At 65.9% G+C, this 25,644-nt stretch carries 24 protein-coding genes; 6 read left to right on the top strand and 18 right to left on the bottom strand.

The genetic code is table 11. The annotated features are described in order from the left end of the window. Positions 1-4: 4 nt before the first annotated feature. From V5F77_RS04635 to V5F77_RS04580, 12 genes are all read right to left on the bottom strand, one after another. Entirely contained in the window at positions 5-184 is a 180-nt protein-coding gene (locus V5F77_RS04635) for a hypothetical protein (RefSeq protein WP_429004155.1), read from the bottom strand. Between the two features lie 42 nt (positions 185-226). Beyond that, on the bottom strand, positions 227-1,405 hold the full coding sequence (locus V5F77_RS04630) for an NnrS family protein (protein ID WP_429004154.1): 1,179 nt from the start codon (positions 1,403-1,405) through the stop codon (positions 227-229). A gap of 13 nt (positions 1,406-1,418) precedes the next feature. Then, on the bottom strand, positions 1,419-1,559 hold the full coding sequence (locus V5F77_RS04625; protein ID WP_429004153.1) for a hypothetical protein: 141 nt from the start codon (positions 1,557-1,559) through the stop codon (positions 1,419-1,421). Positions 1,560-1,571: 12 nt separating this feature from the next. Then, positions 1,572-2,090 (bottom strand): molybdopterin adenylyltransferase, encoded by a 519-nt coding sequence (gene mog / locus V5F77_RS04620; RefSeq protein ID WP_429004347.1) that lies wholly within the window; start codon positions 2,088-2,090, stop codon positions 1,572-1,574. 6 nt (positions 2,091-2,096) lie between these two features. Beyond that, positions 2,097-3,098 carry a GTP 3',8-cyclase MoaA gene (moaA, locus tag V5F77_RS04615; protein ID WP_429004152.1) on the bottom strand — a complete coding sequence of 334 codons (1,002 nt, stop codon included), beginning with the start codon at positions 3,096-3,098 and terminating at the stop codon, positions 2,097-2,099. After that, entirely contained in the window at positions 3,095-3,376 is a 282-nt protein-coding gene (locus V5F77_RS04610; protein ID WP_429004151.1) for a hypothetical protein, read from the bottom strand. Before V5F77_RS04610 ends, moaA begins: the two co-directional genes overlap by 4 nt. A gap of 9 nt (positions 3,377-3,385) precedes the next feature. Continuing rightward, entirely contained in the window at positions 3,386-4,177 is a 792-nt protein-coding gene (locus tag V5F77_RS04605; RefSeq protein WP_429004346.1) for a peptidylprolyl isomerase, read from the bottom strand. 119 nt (positions 4,178-4,296) lie between these two features. Then, a complete protein-coding gene (gene narI, locus V5F77_RS04600) occupies positions 4,297-5,079 on the bottom strand; it encodes a respiratory nitrate reductase subunit gamma (RefSeq protein WP_429004150.1) in 783 nt (260 codons plus the stop codon). Positions 5,080-5,091: 12 nt separating this feature from the next. Further along, positions 5,092-5,799 (bottom strand): nitrate reductase molybdenum cofactor assembly chaperone, encoded by a 708-nt coding sequence (narJ, locus tag V5F77_RS04595; protein WP_429004149.1) that lies wholly within the window; start codon positions 5,797-5,799, stop codon positions 5,092-5,094. Continuing rightward, a complete protein-coding gene (gene narH, locus V5F77_RS04590; RefSeq protein WP_429004148.1) occupies positions 5,799-7,325 on the bottom strand; it encodes a nitrate reductase subunit beta in 1,527 nt (508 codons plus the stop codon). The genes narJ and narH overlap by 1 nt, the downstream gene beginning before the upstream one ends. Beyond that, complete coding sequence (locus tag V5F77_RS04585) at positions 7,322-11,080, bottom strand: nitrate reductase subunit alpha (RefSeq protein ID WP_429004147.1); 3,759 nt, start codon at positions 11,078-11,080, stop codon at positions 7,322-7,324. The genes narH and V5F77_RS04585 overlap by 4 nt, the downstream gene beginning before the upstream one ends. Before the next feature lie 15 nt (positions 11,081-11,095). Then, positions 11,096-13,849, bottom strand: a complete 2,754-nt coding sequence (locus V5F77_RS04580; RefSeq protein ID WP_429004146.1) for a nitrate/nitrite transporter — start codon at positions 13,847-13,849, stop codon at positions 11,096-11,098. A gap of 243 nt (positions 13,850-14,092) precedes the next feature. Here V5F77_RS04580 and V5F77_RS04575 point away from each other — a divergent pair, with 243 nt between their 5' ends. Further along, complete coding sequence (locus V5F77_RS04575) at positions 14,093-14,788, top strand: cyclic nucleotide-binding domain-containing protein (RefSeq protein ID WP_429004145.1); 696 nt, start codon at positions 14,093-14,095, stop codon at positions 14,786-14,788. A gap of 75 nt (positions 14,789-14,863) precedes the next feature. On the opposite strand, the gene V5F77_RS04570 is transcribed toward V5F77_RS04575, so the two are convergent. Beyond that, positions 14,864-15,760 (bottom strand): LysR family transcriptional regulator, encoded by an 897-nt coding sequence (locus V5F77_RS04570; RefSeq protein ID WP_429004144.1) that lies wholly within the window; start codon positions 15,758-15,760, stop codon positions 14,864-14,866. Between the two features lie 104 nt (positions 15,761-15,864). Here V5F77_RS04570 and V5F77_RS04565 point away from each other — a divergent pair, with 104 nt between their 5' ends. The 3 genes from V5F77_RS04565 (at position 15,865) to V5F77_RS04555 (ending at position 19,154) form a co-directional block, all read left to right on the top strand. Then, positions 15,865-16,899, top strand: coding sequence for an aldo/keto reductase (locus V5F77_RS04565; RefSeq protein WP_429004345.1), 1,035 nt, complete (start codon positions 15,865-15,867; stop codon positions 16,897-16,899). Between the two features lie 17 nt (positions 16,900-16,916). Further along, a complete protein-coding gene (locus tag V5F77_RS04560; RefSeq protein WP_429004143.1) occupies positions 16,917-18,116 on the top strand; it encodes an MFS transporter in 1,200 nt (399 codons plus the stop codon). Positions 18,117-18,242: 126 nt separating this feature from the next. Next, the gene (locus V5F77_RS04555) at positions 18,243-19,154 is read left to right on the top strand and encodes an HNH endonuclease (RefSeq protein WP_429004142.1); all 912 of its coding nucleotides are present in this window, start codon (positions 18,243-18,245) and stop codon (positions 19,152-19,154) included. A gap of 9 nt (positions 19,155-19,163) precedes the next feature. On the opposite strand, the gene V5F77_RS04550 is transcribed toward V5F77_RS04555, so the two are convergent. Next, a complete protein-coding gene (locus tag V5F77_RS04550; protein WP_429004141.1) occupies positions 19,164-20,060 on the bottom strand; it encodes an SDR family oxidoreductase in 897 nt (298 codons plus the stop codon). A 93-nt stretch (positions 20,061-20,153) separates the two neighbouring features. On the opposite strand from V5F77_RS04550, the gene V5F77_RS04545 reads away from it, so the two are divergent. Next, positions 20,154-20,996 (top strand): helix-turn-helix transcriptional regulator, encoded by an 843-nt coding sequence (locus V5F77_RS04545; protein WP_429004140.1) that lies wholly within the window; start codon positions 20,154-20,156, stop codon positions 20,994-20,996. 279 nt (positions 20,997-21,275) lie between these two features. On the opposite strand, the gene V5F77_RS04540 is transcribed toward V5F77_RS04545, so the two are convergent. Beyond that, entirely contained in the window at positions 21,276-22,262 is a 987-nt protein-coding gene (locus V5F77_RS04540) for a zinc-dependent alcohol dehydrogenase family protein (RefSeq protein WP_429004344.1), read from the bottom strand. Between the two features lie 120 nt (positions 22,263-22,382). Between V5F77_RS04540 and V5F77_RS04535 the strand changes: the two genes are divergently transcribed. Next, positions 22,383-23,246, top strand: coding sequence for a LysR family transcriptional regulator (locus tag V5F77_RS04535; RefSeq protein ID WP_429004139.1), 864 nt, complete (start codon positions 22,383-22,385; stop codon positions 23,244-23,246). 133 nt (positions 23,247-23,379) lie between these two features. Here V5F77_RS04535 and V5F77_RS04530 read toward each other — a convergent pair whose 3' ends face one another. From V5F77_RS04530 to V5F77_RS04520, 3 genes are read right to left on the bottom strand one after another with little or no spacing between them, the layout of a single operon-like run. Beyond that, positions 23,380-24,093, bottom strand: coding sequence for an SDR family oxidoreductase (locus tag V5F77_RS04530; protein ID WP_429004138.1), 714 nt, complete (start codon positions 24,091-24,093; stop codon positions 23,380-23,382). Positions 24,094-24,140: 47 nt separating this feature from the next. Continuing rightward, positions 24,141-24,818: a peroxiredoxin-like family protein gene (locus tag V5F77_RS04525; protein WP_429004137.1), complete on the bottom strand. Its 678-nt coding sequence runs from the start codon at positions 24,816-24,818 to the stop codon at positions 24,141-24,143. Positions 24,819-24,871: 53 nt separating this feature from the next. Continuing rightward, positions 24,872-25,639, bottom strand: coding sequence for an enoyl-CoA hydratase/isomerase family protein (locus V5F77_RS04520; RefSeq protein WP_429004136.1), 768 nt, complete (start codon positions 25,637-25,639; stop codon positions 24,872-24,874). Positions 25,640-25,644: the final 5 nt, after the last annotated feature.

Raw genomic sequence — 25,644 nt, 5'->3', positions numbered from 1 at the left:
AGCCTCAATCGCCGGAGGGTGTCAGATTCCTGTTTTGTTCGCAATGACGGTGATGCACCGATGTCGTTTCAGAAACGGCGATGCAGCGACGGCGAACCGATCCCTCGCATAGGCCGGTGACGATCGGATCGCGATCAAGCCTGGCTGTGAGCTTGACTTCGACTTCACCGGCGTCGCTCAGCATCAACGATCCCGGTACGGCCAGCCTTCGCTCCAGTTCAACGCCTCATTTCCCCACAAGAGAACGTCCATAGACAGCCACAAATATCGCAAAAGCTGCAACCCAAGAAAATCCTGACAAATACATCAATATTATTGACAAATCGGATGCGAAAATCATGGCAAGGCGCAAGCCAACGGCCACAGAAATCAGCAAATAGCTCGCCAGCGTCGCGCGCGAAGCCCTCAATGCTTGCCCGGTATGCCCCAGCGTCGCACGCGTCATGATGGCCAAGGTCATGGTGCCGATTGCGCCGATGGCCCAAATATGGATCCCAAAGGCGACCGGAAAGATATCCGGCGCGAAGGTGTGCGCTCCAGCAGCGAGAAAGCCCACGGCCGCAAACAGGAAGCCCACATGGAGCACGAGAACGAGCCCGTCGCCTCCGGTCCGCCAGCCCTGCCACCGCGAGAGCCGCCAGAGGTTTGCCCCGCCGGCCAGCAGCAGCGCCGCCCCGGACGCCAGATCATGGGGCAGGGCCACCCATGCCGCGAGCGCGGCCCCCGACAGCGCCAGGACGAGGCCGTCGGCCGTGCCGAACGGCACCGGCCGCTCGGCGATACCCTGCTTAGCCAACCAGTTGTGCGTGAAGCTCGGCACAACGCGGCCGCCGACCAGGAGGATCAGGGTGATCATTAGGGCGACGCCTGCGCGGGCGGAAACCGCTGCCGTCCCCTCCAGCGCCGCTTCGACATGGAACATGGCATTGGCGAGGCCCAGCAGCAGCACAAGGCTCGCAACCTTGAGATTGCGCCAGTTGCGCCCCGCCACCACCTCGCGTCCGATCACCAGCCCGAGGACCAGCAGAAAGCTGACATCAATGGCGAGGGCCGGGATCCAGCCGATCTGCGCCGACAGGAACACCGCGATGCGCCCCGCAAGCCACACCGCCGCCAGGGCGATCAAGGGACGCCCCGCCACCGGCAGGCGTCCAGTCCAGTTCGGGACGGCGGTGAGCAGGAAGCCGGCGACGACCACGGCGCCGAAGCCGTAGACCATTTCATGGACATGCCAATCCTGCGGCGAGAAGGCCGTGGGAATGGTGACCTCGCCGGTAAAGAACGGGGGCCAGATGGCGATGGCCGCGACCGCCCAGAGCCCGCCGGCCAGGAAGAAGGGCCGGAAGCCCCGGCTCCAGAGGGCCGCGCCCTCGTACGCCCGGCGCGCCTGCGCGGTCCGTTTCATGCGCCAAGCCCTTTCATGGGAAGTACAGCCCGCCCCGAACCTCGCTCAGGGACCGTGCGAGCGGCAGCAACACCAGCGTGAAGAAGGCGACGCCGCCGATCCAGTGAATCACGGCGATCACGTGCAGCGCGCGGGCAAAGGCGACATCATCCATGGCGGTGCGTCCTCATCCCGGCCGGAATGCCACGATCACGGCCGGATCGGTCTCGATCCGGCCCGCACCGATGAGATCGAGGGCATAGGGCACGGCGGTAAACACCGCCGTCAGGCAGGTATCGATGGCGGCGGGCTTGCCCGGCAGGTTGATGATGAGCGTCGTGCGCCGTATGCCGGCGGTCTGCCGAGACAGGATGGCGGTGGGCACCTCCTTCAGGCTCGCCAGGCGCATGACCTCGCCGAACCCCGGAAGCTCTTTCTCGATCACCGCCCGCATCGCCTCCGGCGTGAGGTCGCGCGGCGCGGGGCCGGTACCGCCGGAAGTGAGGACGAGGTCGAGCCGCTCCTCATCCGCCATGTGCACCAGGGCCGCGCGCACGCTTTCGACCCCGTCTGGGATCACCCGTCGAACCGGGTCCCACGGCGAGACGAGGGCATGGGCGAGCCATTCCTCGATGGCGGGACCGGCGCGGTCGGGATAATCGCCCCGGCTCGCCCGGTCGGAGATGGTGAGGATGCCGATGCGCACCATGGCTCAACCTCCCAGCGCCGACATGTGCCGCGCCGTTGCCGGCGCGCCATTGCGGGCAATTTCGAAATCGTGGCCGCGCGGTTTGCCCCGGATGCCGGCATCGATGGCGGCGTGGAGGGCGTCGTCGCCCTCCGAGGCCCGCAGCGGCGCGCGCAAATCCACCTGCTCCTCCTGTCCCAGGCAGGTGTAGAGCACGCCCTTGGCGCTGACCCGCACCCGGTTGCAGGTCTCGCAGAACGTATGGGTCAGCGGGGTGATGAAGCCGATACGTCCCCCGGTCTCGCCCACCCGCACATAGCGCGCCGGTCCGCCGGTCCGCTCGGAGGTGTCGGTCAAGGTCCAGCGCTGTTCGATGATGCGGCGCAGGTCGCTGAGCGGTAGATATTGCTCGGTCCGGTCCTCGCCCACATCCCCGAGCGGCATGGTCTCGATGAGGGTGAGGTCCATGCCGCGCCCGTGGGCAAAAGCGATGAGATCGTGGATCTCGGCTTCGGTGCTGCCCTTCAGCGCGACGGCATTCAGTTTCACCGTAAGTCCGGCCGCCTGCGCCGCCAGCAGCCCTTCCATCACCACGCCCAGGGTGCCGCGGCGGGTGATGGCGCGGAAGCGGGCGGCATCCAGCGTATCCAGCGAGACGTTGACCCGGCGCACGCCGGCGCGGGCCAGCGCGTCCGCATGGCGCGCCAGGAGGCTGCCGTTGGTGGTGAGCGTCAATTCCTTCAGCCGTCCGCCCGCCCCATGGCGGGAGAGGCTGGCGACAAGATCGAGCACCCCCTTGCGCACCAGCGGCTCGCCGCCGGTGAGGCGGATTTTCGATACGCCCCGGGCGATGAAGGCGGAGGCGAGGCGGTCCAATTCCTCAAGGGTCAGCAATTCGGTGCGCGGCAGAAAAGTCATGTCCTCGGACATGCAATAGACGCAACGCAGGTCGCAGCGATCGGTGACGGAGAGGCGGAGATAGCTGATCCGTCGCCCGAAGGTATCGACGAGGCCGCAGCGGGTCATGCGGTGCCCTCCGGCAAAGCGGCGGACAGGATGGCGCGGACGGCAGCGAGGCCGGGATCCTCGGCCCGGTTCATGATGCCGATGAGCTGGACGAACTGCTCATCGCTCGCCGAATCAAGGAAATTCCGCACCAATGCGGCCATCACCTCGCACGGCGCGCGGCCATCGGCTTCGGAGGCCGCCGCGAGACGAGCCGAGAGGTCCGGGCCATCAAGGGCGGAGAGAACGCGCGCCGAGACCGCAGGGTCGTCGAGCGCGGCGATGAGCACACCGAGCATGGCTTTCCCCTATTGCACGAGGGGCGTGTCGGCGCCGCCGAGCACGATGCCCTTGACGTCCGCCCGGCCCACCAGCAGCGAAACGTACTGGGCATGGGCCGCATGGGTCACATGGTCTTCCAGATAGGCCGCGATCCGCTCCTGCACCGCCTCGAAGGGCAGTTGCCGCCCCTCGATGCACCGATGCATGCGAATGAGATGGAACCCGTAGCGGGTTTCCACCGGACCGGACATTTCGCCGGCCGACAGGGCGGCGAGTGCCGCCTGGAATTCCGGCGTGGTGTCCCCCGGCCCGATCTGGCCGAGGCTCCCCCCCACCGCCGCCGACGGGCAATCGGAATGCGCCCGCGCCAGGGCGCCGAACCGTTCGGGTGCGGCTGCCAGTTCGGCCGCAAGCAGCGTTGCCTTTTCCCGCGCGGCGGCAAAGGCCGTGCGATCGTCGCGACGGGCGGCGCACAGGATGTGGTCCACCTCCCACAGCGCCGGCGAGACGAAGCGCCGAAGGTTATGGGCATAGAAACGCCGCAGCGCCGCCGCGTCGGCATCCGGCGTGCGCACTTCCTGTTCCAGCAGCGCGCGCATCAGCGCCTCTTCCTCGGTCTCACGCCGGCCGGCGGCGTCCAGCTTCTGCTCGACCGGGATGTCCAGCCGCCGGGCCTCCTGGAGCAGCAGTTCGCGGATGACGAGCGCGCGGGTGGCCGCGCTCCACCCTTCGGCCGGCGTGCGAGCCGGGGTGTTCTGCACTTCGGCGGCAATGGCCGCGCGCGGGATGGGCACGCCGTTGACGCTGACGGCGGGCATGATCAGCGGCTCCTTCGAGGGCGCCGTCGTGCGCTGCGCGGGGGCATGGGTGTGCGGATGCTCGGGCTCGGAGGCGGCGCGGTTTGCGCCGTGATCGACAATCAGCGTGACCATGGTTTTCACTCCCCCCGGCGCCGGGTCGGATAGGTGGGTACCGGGCGCACCGCCAACGTTGCCGCGGGATGCGCCTGCGCGGTCTCGCGTCCCCTTTGATGGGCGAAGCGCGTGCGCACTACCTGATAGCCGGGACGGCCGAGATACCAGATCGGCGCGCTCCAGACGTGCACCAGCCGGGTGAAGGGGAAGACCAGGAAGATGGTCATTCCGAGCAGCAAATGGGCCTTGAAGAGGGGGTTCACGTCGGCGACATAGGCCGCGGCTGACGGCTGCAATGTCAGGATGCCCTGCGCCCAGTTCATGAATTTCACCATCTCGTGGCCGTCCATATGGCCCAGCGAGACGAAGATGGTGGAGAGCCCCAAGGTGAGCTGCGCCCAGAGGAGCAGGAGGATCGCGGTGTCGCCGAAGCTCGACGTTGCGCGGATGCGCGGGTCGAACAATCGGCGATGGGCGAGCAGGGCGATGCCGACAAAGCAGGCGAGGCCGGCGATGCCCCCGACCGTAATGGCCAGCCCCTGCTTGAACGAATGGCTCACGCCCAGCATGTCGAACACCCAGATCGGCGTCAGGAGCCCCACCGCGTGACCGGCGAAAATCAGCAGGATGCCGACATGGAACAGGTTCGAGCCGAGGCGCAATTGCTTGCGCCGCAGAAGCTGGGAGGAGCCGGTCTTCCAGGTGTACTGCTCGCGGTCGAAGCGGATCAGGCTGCCCAGCAGGAACACGGTGAGGCACAGGTAAGGGTACCAGCCGAAGAGTGTGGAATTGATGGCCGTGGACATGGTTCGTCTCCCTCAGGCGGTGGCGGTGCGCGCGTCACGCGCGCCGGCGCGGATCTGCGTGCGCAGGCGATCGACGGAGCAGCCGTCAAGGGCTTCGCCGGGGCCGAACACCACGGCGGATTCCTCCCACGCGGCATCCAGCGCAGCGAGATCGTCAAGCTCCGGAACGCAGGGGGCGGTTGGGTCCAGGACCATGGGCGCCGCGCCGGCCGCGGCCCGAATGGCTGCAAACACCGCAGCGTAGGGCGTTCCACGCTTGGTGAGCCGTTCCTCAAGGGTGGCGAGGATATGATCGGTATCCGCGAGCAGCCCGCGCGCCTCCGCGCGGGGCCGGGTGGCCAGATATTCCAGGAACAGCGGCAGGTAGTCGGGCAGCTCGTTGGCCGCCAACATCAGGCCGCCGGCGTCGTAGAGCCCGGCCAGGTCCACCATGGCCTGCCCACGGTCCCGGCTCTCGCCATGCACATGCTCGAACAGGTGCAGCGACAGTTTGCGGGTCCTGTCGAACAGGTCGACGTAGCGCTCCTGCAACTCGTAGAGGTCGAGCGTGCGCAGATCGTTCAGCAGCGGGCTCAGGGCCGCCCGGTGCTGCGCATCGAGGAGGCCCTCGGCGGCGAGCGCCGCCTCGATCTCGGCGATGGCGCCGACGAGCGGCGCGCCGGGATAGGTGAGCAGCGCCGACAGCGCCTTGAAGGTGACGGACTCAAGGGTTGCGGTCATCACACGATCTCCATCGGATTCGTGGCCTTCTTCGTCTGCTTGGTGCCGAACAGATTGGTCTGCGACGTGCCACCCGAGCAGCCGTTACCGAAGGAGAAGCCGCAGGAGCCGCGCAGATCCTGGGCGTCTTCGCTCCATTCGCGGTGGGCCGTGGGGATGACGAAGCGATCTTCGTAATTGGCGATCGCCATCACCTGGTACATCTCCTCGATGGCCGCGCCGGTGAGCCCGACCTCGGCGGCGATCCGCTCGTCGAGGCGGCCATCCACCGTCTTGGCCCGCATGTAGCCGCGCATGGCCAGCATGCGTTCCAGCGCCAGGGCCACCGGCTCCTCGTCGCCGGCGGTGAGCAGATTGGCGAGATATTGCAGCGGGATGCGCAGGGACCGCACGTCCGGCATGTCGCCATTGACGCCCATCTTGCCCGCGGCGGCGGCCGACTGGATCGGCGAGAGCGGCGGCACGTACCACACCATGGGCAAGGTGCGATATTCCGGGTGCAGCGGAAAGGCGATCTTCCACTCCATCGCCATCTTCCAGACCGGCGAACGCTGGGCCGCGTCCAGCCAGGCTTCCGGCACGCCGTCCGCCCGCGCCTGGGCGATCACCGCCGGATCCTTCGGATCGAGAAACAGTTTGAGCTGGGCCTCGTAGAGATCCTTCTCGTCCGGCACGCTGGCGGCGGCTTCGATGCCGTCGGCGTCGTAGAGCACGACCCCCAGATAGCGGATGCGCCCGACGCAGGTTTCCGAGCACACGGTCGGCTGGCCGGCCTCGATGCGCGGATAGCAGAAGATGCACTTCTCGGATTTTCCCGAAGACCAGTTGTAATAGATCTTCTTGTAGGGACAGCCGGAGACGCACATGCGCCAGCCCCGGCACTTGTCCTGATCAATGAGGACGATGCCGTCTTCCTCGCGCTTGTAGATGGCGCCGGAGGGGCAGACCGCCGCGCAGGCCGGGTTCAGGCAGTGCTCGCACAGGCGCGGCAGGTACATCATGAAGGTGTTTTCGAACTGACCGTAGATTTCCTTCTGGATCCCCTCGAAATTCACGTCCTTCGAGCGCTTCTCGAATTCACCGCCAAGAATTTCTTCCCAGTTCGGGCCCCACTCGATTTTCTCCATGCGCTGTCCCGATATGGCCGAACGGGGACGTGCGGTGGGAAACGCCTTGGATTCTTTCGCTGTCTGCAGATGCTCATAGTCGAACGTGAATGGCTCGTAATAGTCGTCGATCTCCGGTAGGTCGGGATTGGCGAAGATGTTGGCGAGAACGCGCCATTTTGCGCCCATCTTTGGTTCGATGCGGCCGTTCTTCTTGCGCTGCCAGCCGCCGTTCCATTTTTTCTGATTCTCCCACTCGCGGGGATAACCGACGCCGGGCTTGGTCTCGACATTGTTGAACCAGGCGTATTCGACGCCTTCGCGGTTGGTCCACACGTTCTTGCAGGTGACGGAGCAGGTGTGGCACCCGATGCACTTATCGAGGTTCAACACCATGGCGATCTGGGCACGGATTTTCATTCTGCTGCCTCCATCGGCGCGTTGTTCTTCGTCTGATCGGCGGTCAGGGGTCCTTCCAGCCAGTCCACCGCGGCCATCTTGCGCACGACGATGAACTCGTCGCGATTGGCGCCGACGGTGCCGTAATAGTTGAAGCCGTAGGCCTGCTGGGCGTAACCGCCGATCATGTGGGTGGGTTTCAGGACCGTGCGCGTCACCGAATTATGAATGCCGCCGCGATTGCCGGTCAGCTCGGAGCCCGGCGTGTTCATGATCTTTTCCTGGGCGTGATACATCATCATCATGCCCGCCTTGATGCGCTGGGACACCACCGCGCGAGCGGTCAGCGCCCCGTTGATGTTGAAGACCTCCACCCAGTCGTTGTCGACGATCCCACCGGCTTTGGCATCGGTCTCTGAAATCCACACCACCGGGCCGCCGCGGTTCAGCGTCAGCATCAGGAGGTTATCGGTATAGGTGGAGTGGATGCCCCACTTCTGGTGCGGCGTCAGGAAGTTGAGCACAATCTCGGTGTTGCCGTTGGGCTTGAGATCCTTCACGCCGGCGATGGTCTTCAGGTCCACCGGCGGCTTCCAGGTGACGAAACCTTCGCCGAAGGCCCGCATCCACAGATGATCCTGGTAGAGCTGCTGGCGTCCGGTGAGGGTGCGCCAGGGGATCAGTTCGTGGACGTTGGTATAGCCCGCATTGTAGCAGACCTTCTCGCTCTCGATGCCGGACCAGGTGGGTGAGGAGATGATCTTGCGCGGCTGGGCCTGAATATCGCGGAAGCGGATCTTCTCGTCTTCCTTGGCCAGGGCCAGGTGGGCGTGTTCGCGCCCCGTGGCTTTGGAGAGCGCCTCCCAGGCCTTCACCGCCACCTCGCCGTTGGTCTCCGGCGCCAGCATGAGGATGACCTCGGCGGCGTCGATGTCGGTCTCGATCCTCGGCTGGCCCTCGGCCGCGCCGCCCTCTCGCACGCCGTTCAGGGCGCCGAGGGCCGCCACCTCGTGCTCGGTGTTCCAGGAGATGCCCTTGCCGCCGTTCCCGGCCTTGCCCAGCAGCGGGCCGAGGGCGGTGAAGCGGGCATAGAGGTTGGGATAATCGCGGGTCACGACGTTGACCGCCGGCATGGTCTTGCCGGGGATGGGCTCGATCTCTCCGCGCGCCCAGTCCTTCACATCGAAAGGCTGTGCCATTTCGCCGGGCGTGTCATGCAGGATCGGGGTGAGGACCACGTCCTCCTCCACGCCCAGCACTTCGCGCGACACTTGCGAGAATGCCTTAGCCAAGCCCTTGTAGATGTCCCAGTCGGTGCGCGCCTCCCAGGCCGGGTCGACCGCCGCGGACAGCGGGTGGATGAAGGGATGCATGTCCGAGGTGTTGAGGTCGTTCTTCTCGTACCAGGTGGCGGTAGGCAGGACGATGTCGGAATAGACGCAGGTGGTGGACATGCGGAAATCCAGCGTCACCAGCAGGTCCAGCTTGCCCTTCGGCGCCTCCTCGTGCCAGGCGACCTCCTGGTTGCGCACCGCGCCCTCGGGGCCGAGATCCTTGCCCATCACGCCGTGGGTGGTGCCCAGCAGGTGCTTCAGGAAATATTCGTGCCCTTTGCCCGACGAGCCCAGGAGGTTCGAGCGCCACACGAACATGTTGCGCGGCCAGTTGGCCGGATCGTCGGGATCGCGGCAGGACAATTCCAGCGCGCCCGACTTCAGGCCCTGGACCACGTAATCCTTGGGCTCGAGCCCGGCGGCCCTGGCCTTGGCGGCGATCTCCAGCGGGTTCTGCTTGAGCTGGGGGGCGGAGGGGAGCCAGCCCATGCGCTCGGCCCGCACGTTGTAGTCGATGAAGCTCTGGCCCCAATCGCCCTCGGGCGCGGTGGGCGAGAGGATCTCCGCCGCCGTCAGGGTTTCGTAGCGCCACTGGTCGGTGTGGGCATAGAAGAACGAGGTGGAATTCATGTGCCGGGGCGGCTTGCTCCAGTCGAGCGCGAAGGCGAGCGGCTGCCAGCCGGTCTGCGGGCGCAGCTTCTCCTGGCCCACGTAATGGGACCAGCCGCCGCCGGACTGGCCGATGGCGCCGCAGAACACCAGGAGATTGATGATCCCCCGGTAGGCCATGTCCATGTGATACCAATGGTTGATCCCGGCACCGAGGATCACCATGGAGCGGCCCTTGGTCTTCTCCGCATTGGTGGCGAACTCGCGCGCCACCGTGATGATGGCGTCGCGCTTCACGCCGGTGATGCGCTCCGCCCAGGCAGGCGTGAACGGCACGTCGTCGTCGTAGCTCCGCGCCACATGGTTGCCGCCGAAGCCACGGTCGAGGCCGTAATTGGCCATCATCAGGTCGAACACGGTGGCGACCGTGATGGTGGCGCCATCCGCCGCGGGAATGGTCCGCACCGGCACGTTTCGGGTCAGGATCTCGCCGTGTTGGGTGGCGACGAAATGCTCGGTGGCGCGGCCGCCGAAATAGGGGAAGTCCACCGCCGCGATGTCGGCGCCGGGCCCCGCGAGGGTCAGGCGGAGGCTGACGTCACCGCCGGTTCCGTCCTTTTCCTCCAGGTTCCACTTGCCGCTTCCGTCCCAGCGATACCCCACCGAGCCGTGCGGGGCGACGAGCGTGTCGGTGGCGGTGTCGATGGCCACGGTCTTCCACTCGGGATTGGTGGCCTCGCCGAGGCCGCCCGCCAGGTCCGAGGCCCGCAGCATCCGCTCCGGCACCAGCCGGCCGTCCCGCGCCACGAGGCGCACCAGGAACGGCATGTCGGAATAGCGCCGAATATAGTCTTCGAAATAGGCCGCCTGCCGGTCGAGATGGTATTCGCGCAGGATCACATGGCCCATGGCGAGCGCCAGCGCCGCATCCGTGCCCTGCTTCGGGTTAAGCCAGATGTCGGCGAACTTGGTGGCCTCGGCATAGTCCGGGCTCACCACCGCGCTCTTGGTGCCCTTGTAGCGGACCTCGGTGTAGAAATGGGCGTCCGGCGTGCGAGTCTGCGGCACGTTCGAGCCCCAGACGATGATGAAGCCGGCGTTGTACCAGTCCGCGCTCTCGGGCACGTCGGTCTGCTCGCCCCAGGTCTGGGGCGAAGCGGGCGGCAGGTCGCAATACCAGTCGTAGAACGACATGCACACACCGCCGAGCAGCGAGAGATAGCGCGAGCCCGCCGCATAGGAGACCATGGACATGGCGGGGATGGGCGAGAAGCCGATCACCCGGTCCGGGCCATGGGCCTTCACCGTATAGGCATTGGCGGCGGCGATGATCTCGTTGACCTCGTCCCAGGTCGCCCGCACCAGCCCGCCATGGCCGCGCACGCTCATGTAGGATGTCCGCTTGCCGGCATCCTCGACGATCGAGGCCCAGGCCGCCACCGGCGGCAGCTCGGCGCGCGCGGCACGCCACAGCTTCAGCAGCCGTCCGCGGATCATCGGATATTTCACCCGCGCCCCCGAATAGAGATACCAGCTGTAGGAGGCGCCACGGGCGCAGCCGCGCGGCTCGTGGTTGGGCAGGTCCGGGCGGGTGCGGGGATAGTCGGTCTGCTGGGTCTCCCAGGTGACGATCCCACCCTTGACGTAGATCTTCCACGAGCAGGAACCGGTGCAGTTCACGCCATGGGTGGAGCGCACGATCTTGTCGTGCTGCCAGCGCTTGCGGTAGCCGTCCTCCCAGGAGCGGTCCTCGTTGGTGACGATGCCGTAGCCGTCGGAGAATTCATCCACGGTCTTCTTGAAGAAGGTGAGGCGATCGAGGAAATGGGACATCAGTCTCGCCCTTGATTATTCGGCTGCGGCCGGATGGATTGACGCGCCGCGCTTGGCGCGCTCGATGTCGTGGAGCAGGCCGCCCTTGCGGGTGTAGACGGCCCAGGTGATCGCGAGGCAGCTCACATAGAAGATCAGGAAGCCCCAGAGCGCCGCCTCGGGCCCGCCGGTGAGGGCGATGGAGGTGCCGTAGCCCTTGGGGATGAAGAAGGCGCCGAACGCCGCGATGGCTGAGGTGAAGCCGGTGATCGCGGCGGATTCCTTCTCCGCCTGCCGGCGGCGGACCTCGGCGTCGGCCAGTGGCATCAGCCGGGCCATCTCCTTGGTCATGATCGCGGGGATCATCTGGAACGTGGAGGCGTTGCCGACGCCGGTGGCGAAGAACAGCAGCAGGAAGGAGGCGAAGAAGCCCCAGAACGCGCCCGCCTGGTCCTTGACGCCGATGAACCACAGCACGCCGGAGACGCCCGCCATCATCAGCACGAACGCCCAGAGGGTGACGCGGCCGCCGCCGTACTTGTCCGCCAGCCAGCCGGTGCCGGAGCGCGACAGCGCACCGACCAGAGGTCCGACGAACGCGAACTGCAGCGCGTTGACGTCCGGAAACAGGATCTTCGACAGCAGCGGGAAGCCGGCGGAATAGCCGATGAAGGAGCCGAACGTGCCAGTATAGAGCCAGCACATGATCCAATTGTGCTTGCGCCGAAAGATGATTGCCTGCTCGGCGAACGAGGCCTTCGCATCGGCGATGTCGTTCATGCCGAACCACGACGCGAAGGCCGAGAGCGCGATGAACGGCACGAATATGAAGCCGGCATTCTGTAGCCACAGAGGCACCGGGCCCGTCGCGCCCTTCGCCATCGCCGGGTCGCCGCCCAGCCAGCCGAACACCCCCATGGTGATGACCAGAGGCACCACGAACTGCACCACGCTGACGCCGAGATTGCCGAGGCCGGCATTCAGCGCCAAGGCATTGCCCTTCTCCGCCTTGGGAAAGAAGAAGGAGATGTTGGCCATGGAGGAGGCGAAGTTGCCACCGCCGAGGCCGCATAGCAGGGCGAGGATCAGCAACACCACATAGGGCGTGTCGGGGTTCTGCACCGCATAGCCGATGCCGAGCGCCGGAATGATCAGCGACCAGGTGGTGAGCGTGGTCCACAGCCGGCCGCCGAAGATCGGCACCATGAAGGAATAGAAGATCCGCAGCGTGGCGCCGGAGATGCCCGGAAGGGCAGCGAGCCAGAACAGCTGGTCCGTTGTGAAGGTGAAGCCCACCAACGGCAGCTTGGCCACCACAACCGACCACACCTGCCAGATGGCGAAGGACAGCAGCAGGGCGGGAATGGAGAGCCACAGGTTCCGCCGGGCGATGGCGCGGCCGGTCCGGGTCCAGAAATCCGGGTCTTCCGGGCGCCAGTCGGTGAGCACGCCACCCTTCGCCGGGACGGCCGTGGCCCTTGGCTCGGGCATGCCCTGCATTTCCGGGAATTGCGGCAGCCTGGCCAGCGTCTCGCCGCCGGCTTCCCGTTCCATCTGGCGAACCGCGACATGCATCCAGACGAGGGCGCCGGACACCAGGACGAACAGCGCCATGAAGCAGCTGGTCCAGAGCCCGGTGAGGTCGAGCAGCACGCCGAACAGGATGGGCAGGAGGAACCCGCCCAGGCCGCCGATCATGCCGACCAGACCGCCCACCGAGCCCACATGGCCGGGATAATAGACGGGGATGTGCTTGTAGACCGCGGCCTTGCCCAGGGCCATGAAGAAGCCGAGCACGAACACCAGGACCGTGAACGCGACCAGCCCCGTCTCCAGGTGGAATGCGATCGGTCCGTTGACCCCGTGCACCACGTAATCGGTGGGCGGATAGGACAGGACGAAGGTCGCGGCGATGGCCACCAGGAAGGTCCAGTAGAGCACGCGGCGCGCGCCGTAGACGTCGGACAGGTGGCCGCCATAGGCGCGAAACAGGCTGGCCGGCACGGAGAAGAACGCCGCGATCATGCCGGCGGTCTTGATGTCCAGCCCATAGACGTTGATGAGATATTGGGGCAGCCAGAGCGCCAGGGCGACGAACGCGCCGAAGACGAAGAAATAATAGATGGCGAAGCGCCAGACCTGGACGTTCTTCAGGGGTTCGAGTTCGAGCCAGGCGCTCTTGGGCCTCACGCCGGAGCGCCGGCGCTCGACGAGAACCGGGTCATCCTTGGTTGTGAACCAGAATACCGCGGCCATCAGCACGAGGCCGGCCGCCCACACCTGCGCCACCATTTGCCAGCCGAAGGCCACGAGCACGAACGGGGCGAGAAACTTGGTGACCGCGGCGCCCACGTTGCCGGCGCCGAAAATGCCCAGCGCGGTGCCCTGCCGCTCCGGCGGATACCAGCGCGAGACATAGGCCACGCCCACGGCGAACGACCCACCGGCGATGCCGACGCCGAGCGCGGCGACCAGCATCTGCGGATAGGTATGGGCATAGGACAGGAGGAAGGTCGCTGCCGCGGCGGCCAGCATGGTCGCGGTGAACACCACCCGTCCGCCGTATCTGTCCGTCCAGATGCCGAGCACCACGCGGATCAGGGAACCGGTGAGGATCGGCGTACCGACGAGCAGACCGAACTGGGTTTCACTGAGACCCAGGTCCTGCCGGATGCGGATGCCGATGATGGAGAAGATGGTCCAGACCGCGAAACAGACGGTGAAGGCAACCGTGCTCATGGCGAGCGAGGTGCGCTGATCTCCGCGATCGACGTCTTGGATAGCATGCATGATGGATCTCGGGCGGTTTTCTCAGGCGCATCTGCACAGCGCCCGAACCGGAAACTGCTTCAACTTCGGACCATCAACTTTGATTTGAATCAGAATAAACAGACGAAGGCCGATACAGCCGAGGAATATCCGAGAATTTTTAAGTTTTATGATAATATACTGGCCGTAGAATGACCTATATTTACTCTTCAATTGACATATGTTAAGCGATACGTGTCGATCGAAAATAACGAGAGAACGCCCATGAGGGTCGAGGATGCCGCGGCGATCCGCGAGTTGCCGCTGTTCCGGGACGTCGCGCAGGACGCCTTTGCGCGTCTCTTGGCGGCAGGGTTTCTGCAGCGATTTCCGCCGGGCGTGGTGCTGATCCGGGAAAGCGACCGGGCGGACTTCCTGCACGTGGTGGTGGAAGGGGCGGCGGAGCTGTTCGCGGGAACCGCAGGCCGGGAGACGACCATCGAGCTGGTCCGCCCGGTGGGTCTCTTCATCCTGGCCGCGGTGCTGAACGATCAGGTCTACCTCCAGTCGGCGCGGACCCTGGAAAGATCGCTCATCCTCATGCTGCCGGCGGAGAATGTTCGCGCGACGATGGAGGCCGACCCCGCCTTCATGCGGGCGGTGGTGATGAAGCTCGCGGACGACTACCGGCGGACCATAAGGGATCTAAAAAACCTGAAGCTTCGCAACGGGGCGGAGCGGCTGGCCAACTGGCTCATTCGCGCGGAGTTTGAGCAGGGCGGCAACGGAACGATGGAAATTCCGGTCGAGAAGCGCACGCTTGCGGCTCGCCTCGGCATGACCCCGGAAAACCTGTCCCGCGCCTTCGCCACGCTCACCGAGCACGGCGTCCGCACAAAAGGCTCCTCGGTTCATTTCGCGGACCGCTCCGCCCTGATCGCCTACGCCAAGCCGGATCCGCTGGTGGATCTGCCGGATTGAACGGGGGCTCCATCATGAGCCCGTTTTTCTCAATTATTATTGAATATTCGCGCGTCCATCAACGGACGGACGACTTCAGCGTAGGCTTTCAGTGAGGTAGTCGACGAACACGCGCACCCGCGCGGGTATGGTGGCGCCGCCGACGAAGACGGCATGGATCGCCTCGACATCGCCGGGATTGAAGGCCTCCAACAGGGGCACCAGACGGCCGGCCACGATGTCGTCGACGATGCCGAAATTTCCGACGCGGGTTATCCCGACGCCATCCACCGCCAGCTGTCCCAGTGTCTCGCCATTATTGGCCTCGATGGTTCCGGTCACGGTCAGCGCGTAATCGCGCCCGTCCCGGCGGAACGGCCATACCGGCTCGGCGCGGCGGAAGTTGAAGTTCAGGCAGTTGTGCCGGAGCAGGTCTTCCGGCACCCGCGGCGTGCCGTGCCGCGCCAGATAGGCGGGCGAGGCCACGACGCTGCGACCGGTCTCGCCGATCCGCCGCGCCGTCAACGCGCTGTCCGCCAGCGGACCGAACCTGATCGCCACATCCGCTTGTCCCGCTGCGACGTCGACGACGGTGTCGGTCAGGCTGACATCGACGAGGATATGCGGATAGCGGCGGGCGAAATCGCCCAGCAAAGGCACAATGCAAAGCCGGCCATGCGAGAAGGCCGCGCTGACTCTCAACCGCCCGCGCGGCGCGCCCTGGTCGGCGATTACCCGCTCCGCCTCGTCGAGGTCCGCCAGGATGCGCCGGGCGGCGCCGAGATAGCTCTGCCCCTCCGCCGTGAGGGTGAGTGCGCGGGTGGTGCGGATCAGCAGCCGCACGCCGAGACGCGCCTCGATGCGGTCGATCGTCCGGCTGACCGCTGATGGCGTGAGGCCCAGCGCGCGGCCGGCGGCGGAGAAGCTGCCCATGCGCGCAATGGTCGAGAAGACCTCGAGCTCCCGTGCGCGGTCCGTACCCTCCATGACCATCTTTGCACCCAGATCAAAAATGCTTGGCCTGTGGCAGGCCTACTCCCGGATCTCGGAAACGTCCATCTTTGCGTGGAAACGTAATCGCTCTCATGGAGGCCACCTTGGAATATCGGCAGTTGGGATTGTCTGGGCTGCGGGTTCCCGTTCTCAGTTTTGGCGCCGGAACGTTTGGCGGCACGGGACCCCTGTTCAGCGCCTGGGGCCAGAGCGACGCCAATGAGGCGCGCCGTCTGCTCGACATCTGCCTGGAAGCGGGCGTCAACCTGTTCGACACTGCGGATGTCTATTCCGACGGCGCCTCGGAACGGGTGCTGGGCGAAGCCATCAAGGGACGTCGGGACGCCGTACTGATCTCCACCAAGACGGGACTGCCGACCGGCGAGGGACCGGGCGACTGGGGTGTGTCGCGCAGCCGCTTGATCCGCCAGGTGGAGGCGGCGTTGCGCCGACTCGGCACCGATCATATCGACCTGCTGCAATTGCACGCTTTCGACGCCTCGACGCCTGTCGAGGAGGTGCTTGCGACGCTTGAGACCCTCGTCGCCTCGGGCAAGGTCCGCTACACCGGGGTCTCCAACTATCCGGGCTGGCAGCTGATGAAGGCGCTAGCCGCTGCGGATCGCGATGGACGCCCGCGCTATGTTGCCCATCAGGTTTACTACTCGCTGATCGGCCGTGCCTATGAGGCCGACCTGATGCCGCTCGGGGCCGACCAGGGGGTCGGCGCTCTGGTGTGGAGCCCGCTGGGCTGGGGCCGGCTGACGGGCAAGATCCGCCGGGGCGTACCGATTCCCGAGGGAAGCCGCCTGCACCAGACCGCGCTCTTCGCCCCGCCGGTGGAAGACGCGCATCTTTATCGTGTCGTCGACGCGCTGGACGCCATCGCCGGTGAAACCGGAAAGACCGTGCCGCAGATCGCGATCAACTGGCTGCTGCAACGCCCAACTGTCGCCTCCGTCATCATCGGCGCCCGGAACGAGCAGCAATTGCGCCAGAACCTCGGCGCGGTCGGCTGGTCTCTGACGCCCGAGCAGACGGCGGCGCTGGATGCGGCCAGCGATGTCCTGCCGCCCTATCCCCACACGCCGTATCGGCAACAGGACGGGTTCGCCCGTCTGAATCCGCCGCTCGTCTGAACCGGAAGCCATTCCTCATGAAACTGAATCCTCCGCTTCTCGCGCTGGCCGCCGGTGCCTTCGGCATCGGCGTGACCGAGTTCGCGCCCATGGGTCTTTTGCCGGTGATCGCCAACGATCTCGGCGTCTCCATTCCGACCGCGGGCCTGCTCATCAGCGCCTACGCCATGGGTGTCATGCTGGGGGCGCCGTTGATGACGCTCACCACCGGCCGGGTCCCGCGCCGGACCTTGCTGATCGGCCTTATGGCGATCTTCACTGTCGGCAACCTGATGGCGGCGCTGTCGACCAGCTATGAGATGCTGCTGGCGGCGCGTCTGATCACCTCGCTCAACCATGGCGCCTTCTTCGGCGTTGGTTCGATCGTCGCGGCCAGCCTTGTGCCGGAAAATCGGCGCGCCGGGGCCGTCGCTGCGATGTTCATGGGCTTGACCATCGCCAATGTCGTCGGCGTGCCGCTCGCGACCTGGGCCGGCGACCTCGTTGGATGGCGCGCGGCTTTCTGGGGCATCGCGGCGCTGGGCGTCGTTGCCATGGCCGCGCTACGCCTGACGCTACCCGACGTTGCCGCCGATTCCGGAGGGGACATGGTGTCGGAATTGAAGGTTCTTGGCCGCGGACCGGTGCTGCTGGCGCTCGCCCTCACTGTGCTGAGCTCCACGGCCATGTTCACCGTGTTCACCTATATCGCGCCGATCCTGCAGCAGGAAACCGGCGCATCCATCGCCTTTGTCACGACCATGCTCGTGACCTATGGAATAGGCCTCACGGTCGGCAACTGGCTGGGCGGCAGGTTCGCCGACCGGTCGGTCGATCGCACGCTGATCGTCACGCTGGCCTCGCTGAGCGTCCTGCTCATCGCCTTTGCGCTGGCGATGCCCTTTGCGTTGCCGACCGTCGTGCTGATCTTCCTGTGGGGCGTGGCGAGCTTCGCCCTCGTACCGCCATTGCAGATGCGGGTCATGGCCACCGCCTCGGACGCGCCGAATCTGGCCTCGGCCATGAATATCGGTGCCTTCAACCTCGGCAACGCCATGGGCGCGGCGCTGGGTGGGGCGGTGATCGCCGGCGGGCTGGGCTATCCGGCAGTTGCCTTGGCCGGTGCGGCTGCGGCCGCGTCCGGTCTTGTGTTGGTGCTGCTGATGGTTCGCCGCAAGACACCCATCACGGCGGGCGGCCTGCCCAGACCTGCAGGATGCGCCGGACGCGGTCAGTGATGGTTGCCGCGCCAGGCCTGGGTGCCGGGCGGATGATGCCCCACGCGCCACCGAAGGTGAGTGGGCCCCTTGCTGCCGAACCATCCCCAATCTGCGCTACGATCGCGCAGGGATCAGGGATGGCACATGGGATTCGGCGTCTTCATTCACCGCTCAGACTCGATCTACGACGACAGCCCGGCTGAGCGATATCAGTTCCCGCGTCCGTATCTGGGACGGGTCGAGGCCTGCATCGGGGACTGGATCGTCTATTACGAACCCCGGAAGGTGGCGGACACCCGCGGCTATTTCGCGATCGCCCGGGTCGAGCGTGTCGTTCCTGATAACAACGCTCAGGGGATGTATCTCGCCCTCATCGAACCCGGCAGCTATCCCGGCAGCTATCTCGATTTCGCGAGCCCGGTGCCGTTCAGCGATGCCGATGGCGTTATCGAGCGCGGTGTGCTGAACGCGGACGGGCGCATTTCGGGGCGCGCCCAAGCCGCTGTGCGTCCGCTCTCGCCGGACGATTTCAACCGGATCGTCACTCTCGGACTGAATGACAGTGCGCCCCTGCTTCCGCGCGTGGATGAGGGCGCGTCCTTCTACGGCTTTCAGGAAGAGCAGGCGCCGTTCGTGTTCGAGCAGACCCGCGAGCGCGTCGACACTCTGTCCTCCCGGATCGTCCGCGATCGCATTTTTCGGTGCGTCGTGCTGCGCGCCTATGACGAGCGCTGTGCCATCAGCGGGCTCAAGCTGATCAATGGCGGCGGGCGTGCCGAAGTGGCGGCGGCGCATATTCGGCCGGTGGAGGCGAACGGTCCCGACATCGTCAGCAACGGGCTGGCGCTGTCGGGCACGGCGCACTGGATGTTCGATCGTGGGCTGATCAGCCTCTCGGATGATCTGGACATTCTCATTTCTCGACAGACCAACGATCCCGACGGCGTGCGCGCCTTCATCAACAAAGACGGCCGCGCCATCGCGCCCCGCAGGCTGATCGAGCGACCCCATCCCCATTTCCTGCGATGGCACAGGGAGCATTGTTTCAAACCGTGAAGCGGAGGCTCAACCGGCCGAAACGGGGAACCGTTCGAGGTCGGCGAGCAGGGAGGGACCGGTCGGAGTCCATCCGAGTTGTTCCCGCGTTTGAGCGCTTGAGGCCGGAGCGTCGTGCTTCACGAACGAGGCGAGCCAGCCGAAATAAGCTTCGACCTCGTCCGCAGTAATGGATTTGACCGGCAGATCGAGGCGCCGGCCAATGACTTCGGCGATGTCGCGGAAGGCCACGCCCTCTTCGGCGACAGCATGATATTTGGCGCCCGGCTTGGCCTTCTCGATCGCCAGCCGGTAGAGGCGCGCGACGTCGAGAACATGAGCCGCCGGCCAGCGGTTGCTGCCATCACCCGCATAGCCGCACACGCCCATTTTCCGGAACATCGCGATCGCATAGGTGACGAGCCCCTGCCTCTGGGTATCGTGAACCTGCGGAAGCCGCATCACCGACACGTTGACCCCCGACGCAGCGAGAGCGGCAGCCGCTTCTTCCGAAGCCGCGCGCGGGATCACATCGGAACCGATGACCGCTCCGTCTTCCCTGGCCGGCTGACCGGGCACGGTGTTGGCCATGCCGGTCCCGGAGGTCACGATCAAGGGTCGGTCGGAGCCTGCGAGAGCCGACCCGAGCGCCTTGATGACGCGGCGATCGTCCTCACAATTTGCGGCGAACTTCGAGAAGTCGTGGTTGAAGGCCAGATGGATCACGCCATCCGATCGGGCCTCCGCGCGCGTCAGGCTGTCCAGGTCCTCGAGCGATCCGCGATGCACTTCGGCGCCGGTGGCCGCCAGGGCCGCCGCGGTCTCATCCGAACGCGCGAGGCCGAGCACCTGATGGCCGGCCGAGATCAGATCCTTGACGACGGCCGAGCCGATGAACCCCGTCGCGCCAGTCACAAAAACACGCATGCGCAAAGTCTCCTGATTGTGCTGGAGACCTATGTCTGCGTCCTGGATATCCTGGTAAAGTAGTGACCTTATCAGGGTATGATGACTAACAGCATGGATATCCGCGGCGCCGACGACAATCCACTCGGATCCTATCTCAAGGATCGACGGTCGAAGCTCGATCCCTTGGCGCTTGGCTTTTCCCCGGCGCGCCGGCGCACGCCCGGCCTGCGGCGCGAGGAGGTCGCGCAACGGGCCAATATCAGCGCGACCTGGTACACATGGCTTGAGCAAGGGCGCGGCGGCGCTCCCTCCGCCGACGTGCTCGACCGGATCGCGCGCGCCCTGATGCTGACCGACGTGGAGCGCGAGCATCTGTTCCTGCTCGGCCTCGGGCACACACCCGACGTGCGCTATCGCAAGAACGAAGGCGTCACCCCACGCCTTCAGCGCGTGCTGGATGCGCTGAACCCGAGCCCTGCCTTCATCCGCACCGCCACGTGGGACATCGTCGCCTGGAACACGGCCGCGACGGTGATCCTGACCGACTACGGAAAGCTGCCGCCCGAGCAGCGCAACGTCCTGCGCTTCATCTTTCTCGATCCGCGCGTCCGCGCCGCCCAGTATGACTGGGAGAGCGTGGCAAGGTTCGTGGTCGGCGCCTTCCGCGCGGACGCTGCGCGGGCGGGAGCGGCCGCGGAAGTGAAGCCCCTGGTCGACGAAATGTGCCGCCTCAGCCCCGAGTTCGCGGCCATGTGGCGCGATAACGACGTCCACGGCCATGGCGAGGGCATCAAGCACTTGCGACACCCAATTATCGGCCCGGTTTCGTTTGAATATTCCGCCTTCGCGGTGGACGGCCGTCCGGACCTCGGCATGGTGGTCTACAATCCGGCGACCCCTGCCGATGCCGAGAAGATCAGGTCGGTGCTCGCATCGGCACCGAAGCACGATTGAGCCGCGAATGCCGGGTCCAAGAGGGAATCGTGCTGAGGGATCAACTGTATGATTTTAAAATTGAATCAGAGGTAGAAAATTTTTCATGCCTACAGACATGCCTACATTTTTCGCGGCTGCAGCTTCGTTAGTTCGGTCCGCAAAAAGCGGAATCCCACTGCATTTCATCGCGTATCTTTGAGTGCCATAGCAGCCTCGCGCACGCGAGGCCAAGCGATATTGAGCGCTGATGGACGGATTGCGCCGATTGCGGTCTTCGCTCCACTTCGCGACGCGACATCAGTTTTCGACGATCGAGACGACAATCTTCCCGGCACTGTTCCCGCCCGTGACCGCGGCATGAGACGCCGCGACCGTATCCAACGTGAATGCGCGCGGGTCCACGCGGGGCCGCAGCTTCCCTGCCTCGACCAATCGAGCAGCCTGCTTCAGGATCTCGCCGAGATGGGCGCGGCCGGTGCCGGTCAGCAGCGGTGCCAAGGTGAACACGCCAGAATAGGTGCCGTCCTTGAATGACAGGGGCGCCAGCGAGTGGGTTCCCCAGCCAAGGGCGCTGACCACATGGCCGAAACGCTTCACCGCCTGGAAGGAGGCGTCGAGAACGGCGCCGCCGCCGGTGTCGTAGACCAGATCGAAGCCCTCACTGCGGGTGTGGCGGGCGACATAGTCCTCGACCCGCTCGCGTGCATAGTCGATCGGCGTGGCGCCGAGGGAGCGGATGACATCCGCATTGGCTGCACTGCCGGTCGCAAAGACGACGGCGCCGAAAGCGCGCCCGATCTGCACCGCGATATGCCCGACGCCGCCTGCGCCGCCCTGTACGAGCAGCGTCTGGCCCGGCCGGACCTTCGCGCGATCGACGACGCCCTCCCATGCCGTGATGGTTACGAGCGGCAGGGCCGCGGCCTCACGCATAGTAAGATTGGCCGGCTTGATCGCCAGCAGGTCGGCATCGACGGCGGCGTACTCGGAGAGGCTGCCCTGAATCCCGCCGACGCCGCCGGTCATGCCATAGACCTCATCGCCGGGGCGGAACGCCGTGACATCCGGCGCGACCGCCTCCACCACGCCGGCGAGGTCAAGGCCGAGAATGGAGGGCAGCGTATGGCGGGCATGGGCCGCGACGCCGGCGCGGATCTTGGTGTCCAGCGGATTGACGCCGCTGGCGTGGATACGGACGAGGACCCCGCCGGCGTTCGGCGTCGGGCGTGCGATCTCGACGAGGCGGAAGGGGCCGTTCGTCGTCTCGACGAGGGCGGCTGTCATGGTGGGGCTGGAACGGATCAATGGCGTCACTCCTTGTGACGCATTATCTGGCCTCGACGAGACTGCATGGCGATTGTATTTCTTGGCACGAGATCCATGCAGAATTGTTTGGTTGCCCAGATGCGACGCCTCGAATGGAGCGACTTGCCCATCTTCCTCGCCATCGCGCGGGAGGGCACCCTCGGCGCCGCAGCCCGTCGTCTGGGCCAGACCCAGCCAACCATGGGCCGTCGGCTGCGCGTCCTCGAGGCCGCCACCGGCGCCACACTGTTCCAGCGCACCAGCGGCGGCTTCGTCCTGACCGACGAGGGACAAGCGATGTTCGCGCACGCCGTTCGCATGGAAGACGAGGCACTGGCCCTGCAGCGGCAACTCGCGGGTAGCGTCGGCGGGCTCGAGGGGTTTCTGCGCCTGTCCTGCTCCGACTGGTTCGGCACGACCTTGCTCAGCCCGGTGCTGGCGGAATTCGCCGGCCTGCATCCCAAGGTCACGGTCGAATTGCTGACGGATGCCCGGGTCTACAGCCTTGCGCGGCGGGAGGCGGATCTTGTGATGCGTATCGCGCCCTTCGACGAACCCGAGGTGATCGCCCGCAAGCTGGTGACGATCCGCTACGGGCTCTATGCCGGCTCCGACCGCTGGCGACCCCGATCGGGCGACGGTGCCGGCTGCCCACTGGTGCTGATGGATACGGCCTTCGGCGGCATGCCGGACGTCGAATGGGTCATGCGCATCCTACCCCATGCCACGATCATATCCCGTAGCAACAGCCGGGAAATCCAGGCCCGGCTCTGCGCCCTTGGCGCCGGGCTCGCCGTCCTTCCCCGCTCGCTGGGAGATGCGACCCCCGGCCTGGCGCTTGTCGATCTCGGTGAAGAGCCTCCGTCCCGCGATACCTGGATCGGCTATCATCGCGACCTGCGGCGCTTGCCCCGCCTGCGAGCCTTGCTGGACCTCATCATTGAGCGAGTCCCGCACGGCTGATCGAGCGGAAGGCTGTTTTCCGACACGCGGCCAATGATACATTTTCGATTCAACGCCAATGCCGCGGGCACGGCCTGTTCGCGCCAGGAGCCGACCTTGGGAGCGCCCCTCCAATCCGGAGTATGGCCGCAGGTCAGAACGATGCTTTTCCGATCGAGGCGCCTCCGTCCACATGCAGGGTCTGTCCGGTGATGAACGCCGCATCGTCGGATAGAAGGAAGGCGATGGCGGCCGCGATCTCCTGCGGCGTTCCGAACCGCTTCATCGGCACGCCGGACAGGTAGCGCGCCTCGCCCGCGCTGCCCGGCGCATTGTTGGCGCGAAACAACTCGGTCTCGGTCGGCCCCGGTGCAACGGCATTGACCGTGATGCCCGTGGTGGCAAGCTCCAGGGCCCAGCTGCGGGTAAAGCTCACCAGCGCCGCCTTCGCCGCAGCGTAGGATGTTCGCTCCACGGTGCCGAGGATGGTGAGGCTGGAGATGTTGACGATGCGGCCCCAGCCGCGCGCCTTCATGCCCGGCAGGGCGGCCTGGACGGCGGCAAGCGCGGGATGGAGATTGGTCCGCAGCACCTCGTCGAGGGTTGCGGCCTCGATCGCCCCGAGCGGCTCGGCGCGCACCAGCCCGACATTGTTGACGATGCCGTCGACCGGGTCGGCATGGACGATCTGCGCCAGCCGCTGGCCCGCATCCTGCGTGCTGAGATCGAGCGTGTGGAGCTCTCCGGGAAAGCCTTCGCTCCGGTGTCGCGCGATGCCGATGAGGCGATGGCCCTGCGCCGCGAGGCGCAGGGAGAGCGCGAGGCCGATGCCCTTGCTGGCGCCGGTGATGAGGAAGGTCCGTTGCATGGGTGGGTTCTCCTCCCGCTCGCAGGGGCGGGGCATGTCCGGGTGGATCAGGCGGCGGTGGCACCCGCGGCGCGGCGAAGGGCGGGCAGCATGTCCGCCGGTTCGGGCCGGCGGGTATAGTCCGGATTGACCTCGGCATAGAGGATGATGCCGTCCCGGCCGACCACGAAGCGGGCGGGCATGGGCAAGGTCCAGCTCGGATCGCCGTTGAAGGCCGGCAGGTCGTTCTTCAGCGATGCGTAGAGTTCCACCAGATAATCCGGCAGCGCGAACCGCAGGCCGAACGCCGTGGCAACCTCGTTACCGGGATCCGACAGGATCGGGAACGACAGGGCGTTCTGGCGCACCGACTTGCGGCTGTTGACCGGGTTCTGGGGCGAGATCGCAATCAGGTTCGCACCCAGGTCCCGGAGCTGCGGAAGCGCCTCCTGAAGCGCCTGCAGCTCCATATTGCAATAGGGGCACCACACGCCGCGATAGAAGGTGATGACCAGCGGCCCCTTGGCGAGAAGGTCCGCCGAGGACACCGCATTCCCCTCGGTGTCCGCAAGGGTGAAGGCGGGGATCTTCTCCCCGGCCTTCAGCGCCTGCCGTGCCGCACCGGAGGCGATGAGCTCCGTGGTGGCACGGCGCATGGTTTCAATCACCGCGGGCGACACGCTATAGGGCGGCTTGCCCGCTTCGAAATCGGCCTTGAAGGCGTCGAGCTTCGCCTGGAGGGACATGGGGATGCTCCTTATCGGGTGGAATGGCGTGTGGCGCCGGGGAGAGCCGACGGTCAGCCGGCCGCCATCGTGCGGGCGACCTCGGCGGCGCTGATGCCTTCGAGCGCGAGGCCATAGCCGGCGCCCTCGTCGATGATCCGGCGCAGCTTCTGCGTCAGCGCGATGCGGGTGTAGCTGCTGGTGAGCGGCGGCAGAGCGGCGATCCCCTCGGCGATCTCATGGGCGCGGGCGAGCAGCCCGTCGGCCGGGACGATCTCATTGACCACGCCCCAGTCCTTCGCGGTTGCCGCGTCGAGCACCTGCCGGGTGAGGATGAAATAGCGGCCACGCACGCTGCCGATCACTTCCGGCCAGAGCAGGTTGACGCCGTCACCCGGCACGATGCCGAACTCGAAATGCGGCTTGTCCTGGAACACGGTTTCCGGCGTGGCGAGGATGATGTCGGTCAGCAAAGCATATTCGCTGTGCAGCAACACCGGGCCGTTGAGCGCGGTGATCATGGGCACCTCGATGTCGAGGATGTTCATGAGCACCTTCTTGCCCTCGCGATAGATCTTGTCGTAGCCGCGCGGCGAGAAGAAATCGAAGCCCTCGGGGCTGATCGCATCCATGAAGGCATCGCCCGAACCGGTCAGGATGACCACCCGGTTGTCCGGGTCCGCGCCGATCTGGTGGAACAGATCGACGAACTGTTCATGGGTGTGGCCGTTGAAGACCAGCTTTCCACCGTCGGTGTGGAAGCGGACTTCGAGCACGCCGCTGTCCGAGCGGGTGAGCTGGGCGTTGGCGAAGGCGTCCTTGTAGGTGCTGAAGCGGGACATGGGAT

The organism is Roseixanthobacter psychrophilus (genome assembly GCF_043195195.1).
GTDB lineage: Bacteria > Pseudomonadota > Alphaproteobacteria > Rhizobiales > Xanthobacteraceae > NCEH01.
The sequence above is the reverse complement of the archived record's forward strand: the minus strand, read 5'-3'. Positions and strand labels throughout refer to the sequence as shown.

Bases quoted from the DNA above. Each gene is read 5' to 3' on its own strand.
- V5F77_RS04555 (WP_429004142.1), top strand. From the start codon at position 18,243: ATGGGATTCGGCGTCTTCATTCACCGCTCAGACTCGATCTACGACGAC.
- V5F77_RS04605 (WP_429004346.1), bottom strand. From the start codon at position 4,177: ATGCCCGCCGTCAGCGTCAACGGCGTGCCCATCCCGCGCGCGGCCATT.
- V5F77_RS04585 (WP_429004147.1), bottom strand. From the start codon at position 11,080: ATGTCCCATTTCCTCGATCGCCTCACCTTCTTCAAGAAGACCGTGGAT.
- V5F77_RS04545 (WP_429004140.1), top strand. From the start codon at position 20,154: ATGGATATCCGCGGCGCCGACGACAATCCACTCGGATCCTATCTCAAG.
- V5F77_RS04575 (WP_429004145.1), top strand. From the start codon at position 14,093: ATGAGGGTCGAGGATGCCGCGGCGATCCGCGAGTTGCCGCTGTTCCGG.
- V5F77_RS04530 (WP_429004138.1), bottom strand. From the start codon at position 24,093: ATGCAACGGACCTTCCTCATCACCGGCGCCAGCAAGGGCATCGGCCTC.
- V5F77_RS04580 (WP_429004146.1), bottom strand. From the start codon at position 13,849: ATGCATGCTATCCAAGACGTCGATCGCGGAGATCAGCGCACCTCGCTC.
- narH (WP_429004148.1), bottom strand. From the start codon at position 7,325: ATGAAAATCCGTGCCCAGATCGCCATGGTGTTGAACCTCGATAAGTGC.
- V5F77_RS04550 (WP_429004141.1), bottom strand. From the start codon at position 20,060: ATGCGTGTTTTTGTGACTGGCGCGACGGGGTTCATCGGCTCGGCCGTC.
- V5F77_RS04630 (WP_429004154.1), bottom strand. From the start codon at position 1,405: ATGAAACGGACCGCGCAGGCGCGCCGGGCGTACGAGGGCGCGGCCCTC.
- V5F77_RS04525 (WP_429004137.1), bottom strand. From the start codon at position 24,818: ATGTCCCTCCAGGCGAAGCTCGACGCCTTCAAGGCCGATTTCGAAGCG.
- V5F77_RS04540 (WP_429004344.1), bottom strand. From the start codon at position 22,262: ATGACAGCCGCCCTCGTCGAGACGACGAACGGCCCCTTCCGCCTCGTC.
- V5F77_RS04570 (WP_429004144.1), bottom strand. From the start codon at position 15,760: ATGGTCATGGAGGGTACGGACCGCGCACGGGAGCTCGAGGTCTTCTCG.
- narJ (WP_429004149.1), bottom strand. From the start codon at position 5,799: ATGACCGCAACCCTTGAGTCCGTCACCTTCAAGGCGCTGTCGGCGCTG.
- V5F77_RS04520 (WP_429004136.1), bottom strand. From the start codon at position 25,639: ATGTCCCGCTTCAGCACCTACAAGGACGCCTTCGCCAACGCCCAGCTC.
- V5F77_RS04560 (WP_429004143.1), top strand. From the start codon at position 16,917: ATGAAACTGAATCCTCCGCTTCTCGCGCTGGCCGCCGGTGCCTTCGGC.
- narI (WP_429004150.1), bottom strand. From the start codon at position 5,079: ATGTCCACGGCCATCAATTCCACACTCTTCGGCTGGTACCCTTACCTG.
- V5F77_RS04625 (WP_429004153.1), bottom strand. From the start codon at position 1,559: ATGGATGATGTCGCCTTTGCCCGCGCGCTGCACGTGATCGCCGTGATT.
- V5F77_RS04535 (WP_429004139.1), top strand. From the start codon at position 22,383: ATGCGACGCCTCGAATGGAGCGACTTGCCCATCTTCCTCGCCATCGCG.
- moaA (WP_429004152.1), bottom strand. From the start codon at position 3,098: ATGACCCGCTGCGGCCTCGTCGATACCTTCGGGCGACGGATCAGCTAT.
- V5F77_RS04610 (WP_429004151.1), bottom strand. From the start codon at position 3,376: ATGCTCGGTGTGCTCATCGCCGCGCTCGACGACCCTGCGGTCTCGGCG.
- V5F77_RS04635 (WP_429004155.1), bottom strand. From the start codon at position 184: ATGCTGAGCGACGCCGGTGAAGTCGAAGTCAAGCTCACAGCCAGGCTT.